The 14,772-nt window shown below is 65.9% G+C and carries 8 protein-coding genes and 2 pseudogenes; 4 read left to right on the top strand and 6 right to left on the bottom strand.

Translation table 11 applies throughout. From position 1 onward, the window contains the following. Positions 1 to 38 precede the first annotated feature (38 nt). Positions 39 to 1,376 (bottom strand): pPIWI_RE module domain-containing protein, encoded by a 1,338-nt coding sequence (locus tag ACFHWY_RS26560; RefSeq protein ID WP_416582989.1) that lies wholly within the window; start codon positions 1,374 to 1,376, stop codon positions 39 to 41. A 540-nt stretch (positions 1,377 to 1,916) separates the two neighbouring features. Here ACFHWY_RS26560 and ACFHWY_RS26555 point away from each other — a divergent pair. Then, positions 1,917 to 2,417: pseudogene (locus tag ACFHWY_RS26555) on the top strand (helix-turn-helix domain-containing protein); the annotation flags it as partial. Here the strand turns inward: ACFHWY_RS26555 and ACFHWY_RS26550 are convergent. Then, a protein-coding gene (locus ACFHWY_RS26550) for an IS3 family transposase (protein ID WP_416582988.1) occupies positions 2,412 to 3,622 on the bottom strand; the annotation gives its coding sequence in 2 pieces (ribosomal slippage) (positions 2,412 to 3,322 and positions 3,322 to 3,622; 1,212 coding nt in all). The pseudogene ACFHWY_RS26555 and the gene ACFHWY_RS26550 overlap by 6 nt on opposite strands. 75 nt (positions 3,623 to 3,697) lie before the next feature. Between ACFHWY_RS26550 and ACFHWY_RS26545 the strand changes: the two are divergent. Continuing rightward, positions 3,698 to 4,015, top strand: a pseudogene (locus ACFHWY_RS26545) (transposase family protein); the annotation flags it as partial. A 989-nt stretch (positions 4,016 to 5,004) separates the two neighbouring features. Here the strand turns inward: ACFHWY_RS26545 and ACFHWY_RS26540 are convergent. Genes ACFHWY_RS26540 through ACFHWY_RS26530 form a run of 3 tightly spaced genes read right to left on the bottom strand, consistent with a single transcriptional unit; the run spans position 5,005 to position 11,875 of the window. Next, a complete protein-coding gene (locus ACFHWY_RS26540) occupies positions 5,005 to 7,413 on the bottom strand; it encodes an RNaseH domain-containing protein (RefSeq protein ID WP_416582987.1) in 2,409 nt (802 codons plus the stop codon). Continuing rightward, positions 7,413 to 10,742, bottom strand: a complete 3,330-nt coding sequence (locus ACFHWY_RS26535) for a hypothetical protein (RefSeq protein WP_416582986.1) — start codon at positions 10,740 to 10,742, stop codon at positions 7,413 to 7,415. Before ACFHWY_RS26535 ends, ACFHWY_RS26540 begins: the two co-directional genes overlap by 1 nt. After that, the gene (locus tag ACFHWY_RS26530) at positions 10,739 to 11,875 is read right to left on the bottom strand and encodes a hypothetical protein (RefSeq protein ID WP_416582985.1); all 1,137 of its coding nucleotides are present in this window, start codon (positions 11,873 to 11,875) and stop codon (positions 10,739 to 10,741) included. Before ACFHWY_RS26530 ends, ACFHWY_RS26535 begins: the two co-directional genes overlap by 4 nt. Before the next feature lie 100 nt (positions 11,876 to 11,975). Between ACFHWY_RS26530 and ACFHWY_RS26525 the strand changes: the two genes are divergently transcribed. Both ACFHWY_RS26525 and ACFHWY_RS26520 read left to right on the top strand, forming a co-directional pair. Next, on the top strand, positions 11,976 to 12,929 hold the full coding sequence (locus tag ACFHWY_RS26525; protein ID WP_416582984.1) for a hypothetical protein: 954 nt from the start codon (positions 11,976 to 11,978) through the stop codon (positions 12,927 to 12,929). Then, positions 12,916 to 14,166, top strand: coding sequence for an XRE family transcriptional regulator (locus ACFHWY_RS26520; RefSeq protein WP_416582983.1), 1,251 nt, complete (start codon positions 12,916 to 12,918; stop codon positions 14,164 to 14,166). The genes ACFHWY_RS26525 and ACFHWY_RS26520 overlap by 14 nt, the downstream gene beginning before the upstream one ends. Before the next feature lie 107 nt (positions 14,167 to 14,273). Here ACFHWY_RS26520 and ACFHWY_RS26515 read toward each other — a convergent pair whose 3' ends face one another. After that, positions 14,274 to 14,642, bottom strand: coding sequence for a hypothetical protein (locus ACFHWY_RS26515; RefSeq protein ID WP_416582982.1), 369 nt, complete (start codon positions 14,640 to 14,642; stop codon positions 14,274 to 14,276). Positions 14,643 to 14,772: the final 130 nt, after the last annotated feature.

Raw genomic sequence — 14,772 nt, 5'->3', positions numbered from 1 at the left:
TTCCGCCGCCGACGCCAGGAACAAGCCCGAGCCGCCCACTACCGCAAACGACTCGAACCGCTATAAGTCACGACCCGCCGTTGCAGTATTAGGCGCCGCACGCCGATTGTCATCGGTCCGACGGTCCGGAGAACCTCCACTTCGTTCAGCTTCTCCGCGCGCGGGAAAGGTGCGCCGAGCCGTTCTTCCAGCCTGTCCAAGGCGTACTGCGCGGTCTCCTCAGATTCGGTAAGCAATTCGACGGTCAGCCGCGGGCCGATCGCGTCGCAAAGAACTTCTGGCGTGATGACGTCCGTGGCGGCGCCGGCCAAGCCCTTGTAGATCGTGCGCCCCGCGCGGGTCAGCGGCTCGACGGGGCGCATGTGCGGGGAGAGTTCATTGACGATCCAGGACATCAGGGGATGCCGGTCCGCCACGGACAATCCCTCGCTAACCCTGGGCCAGGGAAGCATACCGTTGACATAGGTGAGGGCCGCCGAAGCGTCGGTGCGCCGTAGAGATTCCACTGGCTCGTTGACCAGTAGGTTCGGATCAGGGAGCAGGTTCGGATAACCCATCTGGTCAAGGACCCTGGTCAGGGCGTCGTCCCACCGCGGAAGCCAGGTGTGACGACCGTCCTCCTGCAATACCCGAGCCAGCGTGATGTCGGCCCGTCCAAGGTAAGGCGCTGTCGGCCTGCTCGGGAAGGAGGCGGAAGGCGCTAGATAGACCGGGTAGCGGCGGCCTACGGCCAGCTTCCCACGCATCGGCGCCCACCGGCGCACCCCGAGAGAAAGGTAGACCAGAAGCTCGTTGCTGGTCGGCGTGGTCTGCGCGGTCACTCCGATCGTCACGGAGAATGGCGTCCGCTCCTCAATACGTTCCGGTGGCCAGGAAATGAGTTCGGCACCGGTCTCGGTAGGGCAGGGTACGAAGACCAGGTCGCCGTGGGGTGCCCGATGCCGCGACAGCGTAGCCGCGACCTCCATCGGAATCAGGCGGGTGAGATGGGACATGGGCAGTTCCGGGCCGATACGGACCGGGGACCAGATAAGGTCGTCGGGGCTCAGATGCGACAGCGCCTGTTCAGGCTGCTCTAACGTAGCCGTCCACGTACGTACCCACGCGGCAACCAGGTTGAATATTGTCGCCACGCTCACCGGCTGGTAGGCGAGCAACCAGTATTGGTCGTGGTCGTCGCTTGGTCCGGCGTACCGTTGCGTCACCACACATTCAGGGACTGTGGCGGTGATGACATCGTTGAGTGAGGCGATAAAATTCCTCGCGATGTCGCCGCCGACGGTTTTCGCCAGCCGTTGCAGCGGCTCCAACCACCGTTGAGGGAAACGCATGGCGTAGTACTCGCGCTCAATCGGGTATGCCGGGTCGAGTCGCATTACAGTAACGGCCAGCTGATTGTAGCGGGTTGTTCTTCTCGACGACGTCCCGCCACTATATGAGGACGGCGCAGCAGCGGATTCGGCGCTGGCGCCAGGGGCCTTCGGGGCTGATGTCTCGGCGACCAGCGTGGCGCTCCCGTCAGTACCGTCGGGTTGAGGTGTCATCCCGCTGTTCACTGCAGGGAAGCCGCTATTCCCGATCGGAGTTCTCAGCCGGCGCGTCGGTACATCGATCCCCAGAACGCGAAGCTGCGCAGGCGGCAGGGTCCAGCGCTCGTCCGTCAAGTCACGGACCAAGCCGGTCGGCGGATTGGGGGTTCTGCCGATCCGGCCTTGCGCAACCCACTGGTGCCAGGCGAACAGCCAGTTGAGTGCGGGAGGTTCTTCGAACAGTGCGATCCTGCGTAGTAGGCCACTGAGGGCGGCGCGCTCGGCCGCTGGTAGCCGTACCTCCGGGTCTGCGTCGAATCGCAGGTCTAAGGGACGTCTCGTAACCCTGGTGTCTGTCTGTTGAGGATGGTCGGGCAGGATGCCTGGGTGCAGGTGATCACGGCAGCCCGCCCGGAGTGGATCTTTCCGTTCACCGGGCTGCAGCCCGACCAGTTCCGTAAGCTGGTCCGGCTGGTCGCCGAGCGTGGCGGTGACGGCATCGCCGACGGCCGGCCGGGCCGGCAGTGGGCCCTGGACCTCGCCGACCGGGTACTGCTGGTGGCCACCTACTGGCGCACGAACCTGACGATGCGCCAGATCGGCCCGCTGTTCGGGGTGTCGCACTCTGCGGCGCACCGGGTCATCGACACCCTCGCCCCTCTACTGGCCCTGGCGCCGGTGCGCAAACGGCCGGTCGAGCAGATCGCGATCGTCGACGGCACGCTGGTCCCCACCCGCGATCACCGCCTGGCCGCCCGGAGCAAGAACTACCGCTACTCGACGAACCTGCAGGTCGCCATCGACGCCTCCACCCGCCTGGTCATCGCCGTCGGCGACCCGCAACCGGGCAACGGGGCTTACCCCCGGATCTTGGACACGGGGTTATGCGGCGGGGGCCAGCATAGCGGGCGTCGTTCGGATGCGGTTCTCGTAGGTGATCGGGGATTGTTGTCCGAGCCCCGAGTGGCGGCGGACGGTGTTGTAGCGGTGCAGCCATCGGAACGAGGCCAGGCGTGCTTCGCGTTCGTCGGTGAACGCTCGGCGGCCTTGCAGAGTCTCGCGTTTGAAGGTCGCGTTGAAGGCTTCGGCGAGGGCGTTGTCGGCGGAGCTGCCGATCTTGCTCATCGACTGCCGAAGGCCGGCGGTGGTGCAGGCGGCAGCGAAGGCATTGGACGTGTATTGAGCTCCGTGGTCGGTGTGCATGATCGCCCCGTGGAGGCTGCCGCGGGTCCGTTGCGTGGCGTGCAGGGCGTCGATGACCAGATCAGTGCGCATGTGATCGGCGATCGCCCAGCCCGCCAAGCGTCGTGAGTGCAGGTCGATAACCGTTGCCAGATAAAGGAATCCGCGTTCACCGACCGGTAGGTAGGTGATGTCGCCGACGTAGCGCTGGTTCACCGCCTCGGCGGTGAAGTCCCGGCCGATCAGGTCCGGTGCCTTCTGCGCGGCGGGGTCGGCGATGGTGGTCTGCACCCGCCGGCGCAGCCGCAGGCCCTGGATCCGGTAGCGGCGCATCACCCGGGCAACTTTCTTGTGGTTGACCCGCTCGCCCCGGTCGTGGAGCTCGGCGGTGACCCGTGGCGCGCCGTAGGTGCCGTCATGACGGGCGTGCACAAGGCGGATCCGGGCGGCCAGAGCCGCGTCCGCAGCGTCACGAGCAGTTCGCGACCCGGCGGTGGCCTTCCAGTAGTAGAAGCTGGACCGGGCGATGTTCAGGATCTGGCACAACCGCTTCACGCCGTAGCGTGCCTGGTGGTCGGCGACGAACTGGAAGCGGTTCACCAGCGCGTCTCCCCGGCGAAATACCGGGCCGCCTTCCGCAGAATGTCCCGCTCCTCCTCCAACTCGCGGACCCGGCGCCGCAACTCGGCGTTCTCTTGCTCGACCGAGGCGGCCTCGCCGCCGGCCACGGCCGGCCGTGGCGTACGCGGACCGGCGCCACGACGCTCGTCGTCGAGCCGCACCCAGCTGCGCAGGGTCTCCCGGTTCACACCCAGGTCATCAGCGATCGAGGCGATAGTCGCGCCCGGCCTGGACCGATACAACGCGACCGCCTCGGCCTTGAACTCGGGCGGATAGTGCTTATTCACCATGATCTTTCAAGACTCCTGACTCCCAGGACCATCACGATCCCAGGTTCAAGTGTCCAAGATCAGGGGGTAAGCCCCAACCGCAACGACACGATCGTCTACCGCACCTCCGGCATCGCCGAGAAGCTGGACGGACGGCCGGTGATGGCCGACGGCGGCTACCGCGGCAACCCCGAGGTGATCATGCCGTACCGCAAGCCCGCCGACGGCAGCACGCTGCCGGACTGGAAGGAAGCCCTCAACGTCCAGCACCGAACCGTCCGAGCAGGGGTCGAACACGCCCTGGCCAGAATGAAGTGCTTCAAGATCCTGCGCGACTACCGCCGCGCCGCCCACACATTGACCGACGCCGCTTCCGGCATCGCCAACCTCCACAACATCATCCTCACCGGCTGACCACCAGTCCGATACCAGGCAACGCCTTCACCCAGTTACGAGACGTCCCTTAAGGCGGAGGGCACCAAGACATCTGGGTTTGTCGCTACTGCGCTGCGCAGTAGGTTCCACGAGCATCGAAGGTCGATTTCACCCGCTGCCACGCCTGTGATCACCACTACCGTGTAGTTATTCACGCGGCGGATGGAAATTCTGTCCGCTGGCGGACGGACGCTATCGGACGTTCCTCGGCTGGCGAGAGCTGTGGCAAAACCCAATACCTCCTCATCGGGAACCACCACGCGGAGTCCTGTCATCGTCGGACCCACTGCCTTGACGAAGAGCGGGAATCTCGGTCGCCCACCAGCTGGCCACTGCGCCCGGGCACCATGTAGCAATCGATACAACACGGCCGACTCCACACGCTGCTGCGCAGCGTGTGGCGCGTCGGGGAGCAGCCGTTGTCCTCCGTCGAGATGGTCGATCTCTCTGAGGGCTTGCTGGTAGGTCTCGTTGGTGCGGCGGGTCCTCTCGCGTACTCCGCTCTTACGGTTCGACCGGCTCATCGGGCTCTAGCCCCGTTCACCGCGCCCACCACGTCACGACTCCAGGTTCGGAGCTCCCGTAACAGCCGCAAGGCCAGCTCGCCATGTGTCGCTGGGCGCACGACGGCGATCGTCCAGACCGGTATCGCGCATATCGCGATGATCAAGATCGGAACGTGAGCAACTGTCACGACGAGCGGACGAGCCATGGTGGCCGGCAGAGTCGCGAGGTCAACAGAGGGCACAATCATCTCCCGTTCCGCTGCCCGGGCCAGCGGCAATCGAGATCTGTCAGGTGCCACAGAATCCTTGCCGTTTGCTGCTACGGAAGTTGTGAACCCTTCAACCGCCCTGCTTGGAACGTCAGCCCGGGAGTCCCAAAACGGTTCGGCCACCGCAACGGCCACCCACACTGTAGCGAAGCTGGCAATGCCGGTCGAGTGCAGGTTCCTGGCCGCGCATCACTCAGTGTGCGGCCGTCTTGCGCCCTGGGTGGTCCTCCAGGATCTGTCGGGCGAGGTGTACTGGCGCGGGTCGGGCTGTTCGCCCGTCCCAGGCCAGCGGGTGTCCACACAGCCGTGCGCTGAGCGCCGCTAGGTGTTGGCGTTCGAAGGCACCGTGGTTGAGGAGGAGAAACTCGGTGCAGGTCATCGCGTGCCAGGGTGTCCGGAGCTCTCTTGCTTCCGCGAGGTCGAATCGCGTCTGACGGTGGCCGGCTCTGACGCTGGACTGGAACGCCTTGTCGCTGCGCGATCGGTTGATGAGGTAGTAGGTGTCCTGGTGTGCGCCGGGAAGGTGGTAGAGCCGTTCGGTGGCTGGGACAGCACCGTCGTCAGCGGTTGCCCGCTTTCCGGTTGCCCTGACAGGCTGTGGCAGCTTGCCGTCTGATGCCGTGTTGACCCTGACCAGTGAGATGTCGGCTGGGTTGATCATTCCAAGGTGGGGCAGCGCATCGAGATGTCCGTTACCCAGGTTCTTGTTGGTGGTGCCGGACCACAGCGGGTACCGGTTGGAGCCGTCGATGTAGATGATCATCGGGATGTCGTCGTAGCAGGTGCGGAGCTGGTGCAGAGCCCGTTCTGTGTAGGCCCGTGCCAGCGCTGTGCGGGTGGCGGGGTTCGGGTCGTTGAACTGGCTCAGGTCGGTGGCGTGATGTGCGGCGACAGCGGTGGGGAGGTTGCTCCAGCCGTGGGCGTCGGGGTGGTAGCCGAGCATGTGCCAGGGTGTGTCGGTTCCGTCGCTGATGAGGGCGGAGAGGCTGATCATGCGGGTGGCGGGTTGGTTCTGTTCGCGGGTGTAGAGACCGACGATGACGCAGGGCTGCGGCTGCAGGGGGCGCGAGAAGACCCGGGTTGGTGTGGTGGCGGTGAGCCCCGCTGCCCGGAGGAGGTCTCGTACGGCGGCATTGGCGGGGTGGTCGACGGCGTCAGGCTTGGGCGTTGACGCTGGATCGATGAACTGGCTGACGGTGCCGTGGGCGGCCAAGGCGCGGCGAAGCTGTGGCTTGGGGTCTTCGGCGGGCTTGGCTGCGGCGAGTTCTTTGTTGCTCTCGGCGAGTACGAGGTGCAGGGCGTCCGGGGTCCTGGTGGAGATGATCTGCTCAGCGAGGGTGCTCCGGAGGTGCGTGGGTCCGGGAGCGACCAGCATGTCGGTCTTGGCGCTGTCGAAGGTGATGGTGAGCGCGCCGTCGAGGAAGGTGCTCTCTGCGGTTGTGAGGCTGTTCTCGGGGAGGTTGAGTACTTCGGTGAGCGCCTGGGCGGACCGGTGGCGCTGTAGGTCGTCCTGGTAGACGACGCTGATGTGGATCGGCCGTGCTGCCGCGTTGACGGCCGAGGCGAGTTTCGCGTGCCGGTCGGGGTCGCCGGGGGCGTCGATGTTGCGTATGGGTGTGGTTTCCAGGACGAGCGACTCCGTGTTGAGCCTGGCGGTGGCGTGCTCGAGCACGCAGTCGAGGAATCGGCGGCCCGGTCCGGAGCCGATGGGGTGCCTGTCGGGTCTGGTGGCGTGCCGGGCGCGGATGCGGGGGTGGGTCGCGAGGAGGTCATCTGCGGTGAAGTCGGCGGGCACGCCGCGGATGCTGAAGGAGTCGACGAGTTGGGGAAGGAGCCCGGTGATCACGTTTCGGTTGGTGGGCCGGTCGTAGCGGTGTCTGGCGGTGAGCAGCATGCCGGTGTCGTCGGTGGCGATCCAGAGGCTCTTGGCGTTGCCGGGGAAGCCGGTGGTGGCGCTGATGTGGGCGTCGAGGTTGAGCAGGATACCGGGGTAGCCGGGGACGGTGATGGGTTCGAGACTGATGTAATGGATGCCTTGTTCGGCCCTGGGGTGCGTCTCGGGAAGCGGGCGGTTGAAGGCGACGAGGTTGCCGTCGATGTCGGGACGGAGAAGCAGGTCCGTACCGTCGGGGAGCTTGAGCGCGCCTCGGAGGAGCTCGATAGTGCGCCAGGTGGCGACGTCGAAGACCCAGTTCGGGATGTCGGCGTGTGTCACCGTGCCCGCCTGGAGGTACTTGGCGATGTGAATCGTGCGTGGCTTGGTACGGCGTAGCAGTGGGCCGAGGAGGTCTTCGAATGGTGCGCCGTGCCTGGCCGCGAGGTCTCGTTCGAAGGCGGCGAAGAGCCGGCTGATGATGGCGGTGTCGATCTTCTTGCGCATCAGGAGCAGCGTGCCGGGGCCCTCGGGGTTCTTGCAGATGGTGGCGTAGTCGCTGGACACGTAGCGCAGGCCGAGGCTCAGGTCCCTGTACGGCAGGTTTTTCGGGTGGCGGGTGTATCGGCGGTTCAGGTCCTGCCAGGTGTCGTTGACGTCGCTGCTGAGGGTGTAGCCGTAGATCTTTTCCGCCATCGCTTCGGTGTAGGGAAAGGCCAGGGTGCGCATCAGGGGTTCCTGTCGTTGATGCCGGCAAATGTGAAGAACGCGTCGATGGTGGTGCCGTAGATGGAGCGGATCTGGTCTAGTTGGTTGTCGTCGCGCCATCGCTGGTGGAGGTTGCGGATGAGGGAGGCGAAGTCGCTGCCCGGTGCGGCGCCCCCTGGGTGGAAGGCGTTGTCGACCAGGTGAAGAGTCGTGTTGGTGCCGCCGCGGCGGGCGCGCCCGGCGAGTTGGATCAGGTCGGCCAGGACGTCGGCGAAGATCGCGGTTCGCACGTCGGGGGGCAGGCGCCCGAAGGCGGGGTTGGACCTGTTGATGAGCTCCAGGTGTTTGGCGGCGATGCGGTGGCGTTCGTCGAGTTCCTTGCGCGGGTCCTCGCCGGGGTGCCGGTTGCGGCGGGCGTGGGCACCGGTGTGGGCAACCAGTGCGGATGGTTCGTCGATGAGCTTGATGGGTCGGACGCATACCCAGATGGAGTCGAGCGCGGACCGGTGGCCGACGACGATGTTGAGCCCGCGGGCGACCCGCGCGAAAGGTGAGATCAGCACGTCCCTGCCCGTGGCCGGGAAGGTCCGCAGCCGGCTGGCGGGGATGGCGAGTACGTCGTCGGGGATTTGCAGGCCGCGACGGTCACCGGCGGGGACGGCGACGGCGATGCGGGTGCGGTGGGCACCTCCGGCGATCAGGCCGCGGCAGAGGGCGAGCATCTGGTCGTAGGAGTTCGTGACGAGCAGGACCCGGGCACGGGCGCGGCGTTTGGCATCCCGGTGGTCGTGCAGGTCCCGCAGTCTCTGTTCGAGGATCTGGTCCCAGAGGCCGGATCCGATGCCTTCGAGTAGTTGGGCCTTGCGGTTGCGGGCTGCTCCGGAGATGACGATCCCGCGGTTGGTCGTGTGGTCGTTGACGGACGCGTTGCTGACGGTCAGCCTGCCAGTGCCAGTGCCAATGCCGGCGTTGTCGGGGTAGTAGCAGGCGACGTCGGCATGGACGTGGTTGGTGGGGGAACCGGGTAGGTAGGCGGTCGCGGAGAGTCCGACAATGACTCTGGGCGCGCCCGTGAGCGCGGGAGCCGTGGTGATTCCGAGGTCTGCGGTGTAGGCGTGCGGGTCGCCGGAGAGGATCTCTGCGGTGAACTGCCGGTCGGAGCGGCTCTCGGGGTCGCCGGTGACGGCGAATCCGAAGACCGTTCGGCCGATCGGTCCTTCGGGTGTTGCCTGCCAGGAGGGAGCTCGGTCCAGCGCGGCTTCGACGTCGTCGGCGAGCCGCATGCCGCTGTCGCGCATCAGCGGCAGTAGGGCTTCCAGTTCGGCGAGCCCTTGCTGGAGTTCGCCGAGGAACGCCCTACGTAGGAGAAGGTGGGCGGTCTGGATCTGCCACGCCGGAGCGGTGGGGTCTGCCGGATCGTCGTCCTTCCCGGTCTGACGGTCACAGTCCGTTTCGTCCAGGTCGACGTCGGCGTCCGGTTCGCCCTCGTCGGTGGTGGGCGCGGTGATCGTTTGGATCGCGCTGACGATGCCTTGGCTTCTTTTGTGGATCAGATCGGATTCCGGTTCGTCGGCGACGACGAGGCGCAGTTCCTTGCGTAGGTCCACCCAGCCGGCGGGTAGTGCGTCAGGGTCGGGTTCGTTCTGGGTGAACAGGGATTTGAACCTGTCGAGTTGGTCGTCACTGGGGCGGTCTTCGAGTTCGTTGAGGCCGAACAGGCGGCAGGCGAGGAGGTTGTCCCATCGGCGGGGCAGGTGCAGCCTGGCCTGTTTGGGGCCGAGTGGGTCCTGCGGGTCGATGAACCCGTTGACGACGGCGGCCAGGTAGCGCTCGGAGAGGAACTCGACCCGGTGGATGGCCCGCTGGAAGGCGAGTTCGAGTTCGCCCGGGACGTTGTCGGATTCGACCTGTTCCTTGCGCTGGTCGTCGAGCTTCTCCAGGAGCAGCTTCTGCGTGTCACGACGGGCCAGGACGAGGGTACGGCCGGATTGAGCGACCGCATGTCCCTGGAAGGCGTCGACCTCGTCGACAAGGACGATGTCGGCGCGCCGCAGCAGCAGCTCCTGCGCGCTCATCCGTCCGTGGAGTGTGCCGTTCGTGATGACGGGGAACGGCACCGAGCCCTGCTGGAAGTAGGCGTGGTTGGTGACAATGATCTTGGCTGGGCCGGCGGCGTGCCGCCATGGCGCCCACTTCTCGCAGGCTCCGATCAGAGGGCATCGGTTGCGGCCTTCAACGCCGGGCTCGTGCAGATCCGTGCAGGGTTCCTGGCCGGGCTGCCATGCGGCGCCTTCCTCGTCGCTCAGCATGCAGGAGTAGCCAAGCTCCTGCCAGGTCCACCTGGCACCGGCCGGATCCTCCGGTGCGTCGTTGGTGCGCCGGACGGCCACCTCGATGAGCCGTCGGTGGGACATGAGTGCGACAACAGGGATGTCGAGGCTCAGCGCCGCGAGGTCACTGCGGATGGCCGCGACAAAATCCAGCGTGCTCTCGACATCAGGAGTGAGCAGGACAACGGTACGACGGCCTCCTCTGTGGCTGGCGAGGTGGGTGGCGGCGACGCGCATCCAGACGCTCTTGCCGGAACCAGTGGGAGCGACCATGAGCTGAAGGGGCCCTGCCGCGAGCTTCAGCCGTTCGACGGGTTGGCCCTGTGGCGTCCGCAGCTTCCGTGAGAATCCGTCCAGGACCTCCGCCAGGCTGAAGGTGTCGTCAGCCCGCTTCTTGTCGATCAGTTCAGCGGTGGCGTGCATGTCCGCGAGGTCCGCCACCACCTCGGCGGGTGCGGTGGCGTCCAGAACCGGGACAGGCGGGTAGGGCATCGGCGCCTGCGGGATGAGGTAGGTGTTGCGCCGGAACTCGTCGCGGCTGGGGCCCGCAAGGAAGACCGACGAACTGTAGCGCCTGCCAGCCAGCGCCTCTGGGGGGACGCGCAGCGGGGATGAGGCATCCTCCAGCTCCTGCAACGCGGCTGTAATCAGATCATCGACCGGCACACCGTCGATCACCTGCAAGAAGTCTCCAGCCTCACGGTAGCGAGGTGACCGGTTGTTGCGCAGGTGCTCGGCGAGGCTGACGCGCAGGCCTCCTTCTGTGGCCAGGCGGCGAGGGCGCAGATGGATGAGGCGGTCGATCGCATGTCGTTGCGTGGCGGTGAGGCCGTCGCGCCAGAGGCTCCACACCCCGAGCTGGCCGGAGAGGAGGAACCGCGCGTCGCGGGGGTCCACCGCTGGCGCGCCTTCCCAGGTCTCGGTCGGGAAGAGCTGTTCGGCCAGGCCGAGCGCCAGACGCAGCGACGGTCCGATCAGGAACCGGTTGGCGGTTCTGTGGAAACGCGAACGGCTGCTCATCCGGCTGCGGCCCTCGTCACCTCGGTGAGGAACCGGTGAGACGTCGTGGCGAACCGGCGCCGTGATCCGGTGGCAAGGCGCAGCCGTTCGTTGAGGACCGCCACATGGCCCGCCCGGTAGTCGGGGACGACGATCAACAGATCAGATTCGCCGATGCTGCCCCGACGCAGCAGCTCGTTCGCCAGCCGCGCGGGGTCGGTGTAGTCCTTGACATCGACCCGCCAGGGCCGCCGTCGTCCTGGTGCCCGCACTTCCAGGTCGTACCGGTCGACGTGCGGCCACAGTCTCACGGTAACGCCCGGCAACATTTCGAGTTCGCGGTGCAGGCGGACCTCCTCACAACCGGGGATGGTCGAGTACCGCCAAGCCGGCCGGGCGAGGCACACCTGTCCGGTGACCCGAACCGCAGTGGTGACCTGTGGTCCGCCCAACTGCGCGGCACGCTCGACGTTCCACGCGCCGGCCACCGGTGCACGGCCCTTGACCGCCTTCACGGTGATCGAACCGCCGAGGGCCTTCGTGTGCGGCGGGTAGGCACAGGCAAGCCGACCAAGTTGGTACCGCATCGGGTACCGGCACACAGGGCACCCGAACCAGTAGTGCTCCCCCTCATGCGCCACCCATGCCCACGCGGGGATCTCCTCGACCAGGCCCTCGCGGGGCAGCCCTGCAGCCTTGATCGCGTCGATCACCTCCGACATCTCCCCCGCCGCGTGTTCGATGACGGTCCGTCGCGCCCGCCGATATCCCTCCTCCGTGCCCGTCGCCAGCATCTGTCCGTAGAGCCAGCTCTGCACCTTCTCCGCGCTCAGGCGCGGCATCGACCAGCCGACGACATCGGAGGCCGTCATCGACGGCGCGAGGTTCTCCATCAGCAGGTCAGCGGCAGCAGCACTCAGCTGTCCGTCCTCCACCAACAAGACCTCGTCGCACGCTTCCCTCAGTGCGGCCGGCAGAAGCCCGGACAGAGGACCGGTCAACAGGTCGGTGAACGCCACCAGGGGCAGCAGATGTTCGCCGTACACCAAATGTGCCAGCGCGACCCGCCCATGCAGTTCAGCCACCTGCCGCCAGCGCTCGCCTGGCGGTCCCGGCGACGTCCAGATACTGGCGGCCTGCGTCACCGTGGTCACGACTGTGTCCCGCCCGAACCTGGTGAGATCCGCCGTCATACGTCCCCTTCCTCCCGGCCGCTCATCCTGGGCGACCCACAACGCCGCAACCGTGTGCGGCTTGATCGACGCTCGCCGCGATCGCGGCGCACAACAGATCACGCCACACAGAAGGCGGCGTGATCTGCGGGAACACACCCAGCGTCACCAAAGTGGCGTCATCGCGCTCAAAACTAAAGCACAGATGCTAGCCTTCTGCACGCAGGTAAAGCATGAGGGGAGAATCGTGTCGAAGAAGATCCGGCCGGCAGCGTGGGCGGCGTCCCTGTTCGGCCGCGACGTGGCGGCCACACTGATGGAGGCCATCCCGTCGGCCATTCAGGCCGCCGTCGGACGCCAGATGGACGGCCACCACGCGGTCCGCCTGACGTCGCGCCATGCCTTCGGCGGAGCCTGGCCGGCGCGGTACGAGGAACTGGTCAACCACCTCGGTGAGGTCCCTGGCGCCCAGACGGTGCGCCCGCTCGGCAAGAGCTATCGCATCGTCGTCATCAACAACGTCGCCGTGCTGCCAGTGGAGTACGCGAAGGACCTTGCGACCGCCTACGACAGCCCTCGCGCCCTAAAGAAGATCAACAAGACGGCGCTGGAGCTGGCGCGACTCTTCGGCCCCAAACCCGATCATGAACAGCCGGCCTTCGAAGGAATGGAGTCCGAGCCGGACGACCACGCCACCGACCTCCTGCGAGGGCTGGAACCAGACGGTATCGTGATCATCTACTACGCCGCGCACGAGCGGCACGGGCTGCTCAACATCGGATGGGGCCAAATCAGCGTGAGCCAGACCGGCACAGCGAGCTGGGTATCCGCACAACCCCTCCTCGTCCCGTCCGCGGACCCGATCCCAGGACTTCGCCTGGTAACCCAGCCGTCGGCCTCGACCGCATCGCCGCGATTCGACCAGGCGGAGCTGGCCAGCCCGACACTGCGCGCCCGTACCGCCGCTGAGCAGGCCACCGTTAGCCCCGTAGCCGAACATAGCGACCACCAACAGCGAAGCGATGCCCAGAACTGACGAGCCCGATGACCTGTTCTCTGCCGGCGGCCTTCCCGTTGAGTCGCCCTCGGGGTCAGCCAGTGCTGTCGCCAGGCAGTTCGACTCGGCACGTCTGACACAAGCTCGCCAGCTCGCCGGGCTGACCAAGAAGGAACTCTCCGACCGGGTCGGGGTCAGCGCTGCGGCCATCGGCCAATACGAATCAGGGGCGCGGCCACGACCCGAGGTTCTGATCGCCCTCGCCGAACACCTCGGCTACCCCATCGGCTTCTTTCAGGTCGGGCGTCCCTACGCCCGCCTCGACTCCTCCGCAGCGCACTTCCGCCATCTCCGTGAGACACGCTCATACCAGCGCGCCAAGGCCGTCTCCTTCACCGAGCAGGTCTGGGAACTCATCTACGCCCTCGAACGGCGCGTCTTCCTGCCCCACGTAGACCTTCCCGGGTTCGCCGGCGGCGAGATTCATCCCGGCGCGAGCCTTCCCACCGAGCCAGTCCAGGCCGCCCGAGCTCTTCGTCAGCACTGGAATCTCGGCACCGCGCCCATTCCGCACCTCGTGCGCACCCTTGAGATCCACGGCATCGTCGTCGTCCATGCGCCAGCCGACGGCGACTTCCGTACCGTGGACGCCTTCTCGACCTCCCGGCTACCGCGGCCGTTCATTGTCATCAGTCGCGATCGATCCCAGGATGTATACCGGCAGCGCTTCACCGCCGCACACGAACTCGCCCATCTCGTGCTCCACGCCGACGCCCTTCCCGGTGACTCCAGACATGAACGAGACGCCGACGCCTTCGCTGCAGAATTCCTCACCCCCCGCGACAGCATTACCCCGCTTCTGCCCGCGAGAGTGAACTTTGCGACGTTCGCTGAACTCCAGCGCACATGGGGCACGTCGATCCAGAGCCTCATCTACCGCTGCCGAGAAGTAGGCCTCTACACCGACACCACTGCGACACGCGCCTACCAGCGCCTCAATCAGTCCAAGCCGGCCTTGGAACCCATCGACGGCTTCCCCGGCGAACAGCCGACACTCCTAAGAAAAGCCTTCGAACTGGCCGCCGACCACGGGCTGACCATCACCGCGCTGGCGCAGGAACTCCGCTGGCCAACGGAACGCATCCGGCAGCTACTCGGTGCTGTCACGGACCGACCAACACTCAACCTCATAGCCGGCGGCAAGACGGCGGAGAGCACGGCACCAATGCCCGATCGCATTCGTCATCTGAAGGCAGTCATTACCGACACAACCTAACGACTTCCCCGCGCAGCCAGCTCTCAATCCGCGGAAGACCTCCTTCCACGGTGATCGGATCATGATCGAGAAGCTTGATAGAAGCGGAAGTGAGTGCTTCCAGGAAGCTACTTGGTCGTCGAATCGTCACCCACAATGCGGGCAATAAATTTCAAAGAGAAACCTTTTTCTCCGCTCGATTCAGCCATCGCAAAGTCTGCCAGGTCAGCCAGGTACCAAGCCGCGAACACCCACGCCAGCTTGTCACCAGCACTCCAAGGCCCGAGCTTATTTCGCCATTCATAACAGTTCATCTTTAATGCTGCAGCCGTCAGTGCGCCTGCGATCATTGGCATGGCTTCGTGCGCACCAGGAAGCGCGGTCATTAGTCGTCCGACGATAGCCGGAACCACGTCATGTACGACATCAGGCTGTGGCCCATCGCCATCCGGCTCTGGGTGGATCTCCAGCAGCCCGCCCGGACCGAACAGCGTCATGAGTATGCATATTATGGTGCCAAGTCCGCGCAGTGAGGGCTTCCGAGTAAGCTTTCGGTCACCAGGAGCGCTTGTCCGGAATGGGTGATAACGGGCGGAATCGCCATGACGGGCGAGATCAACGCGTAAA

Source organism: Micromonospora sp. LOL_024, assembly GCF_048060415.1.
Classification (GTDB): Bacteria; Actinomycetota; Actinomycetes; order Mycobacteriales; family Micromonosporaceae; genus Micromonospora.
Note: the sequence above shows the minus strand (reverse complement) of the source record. Positions and strands in the feature narration are given on the sequence as shown.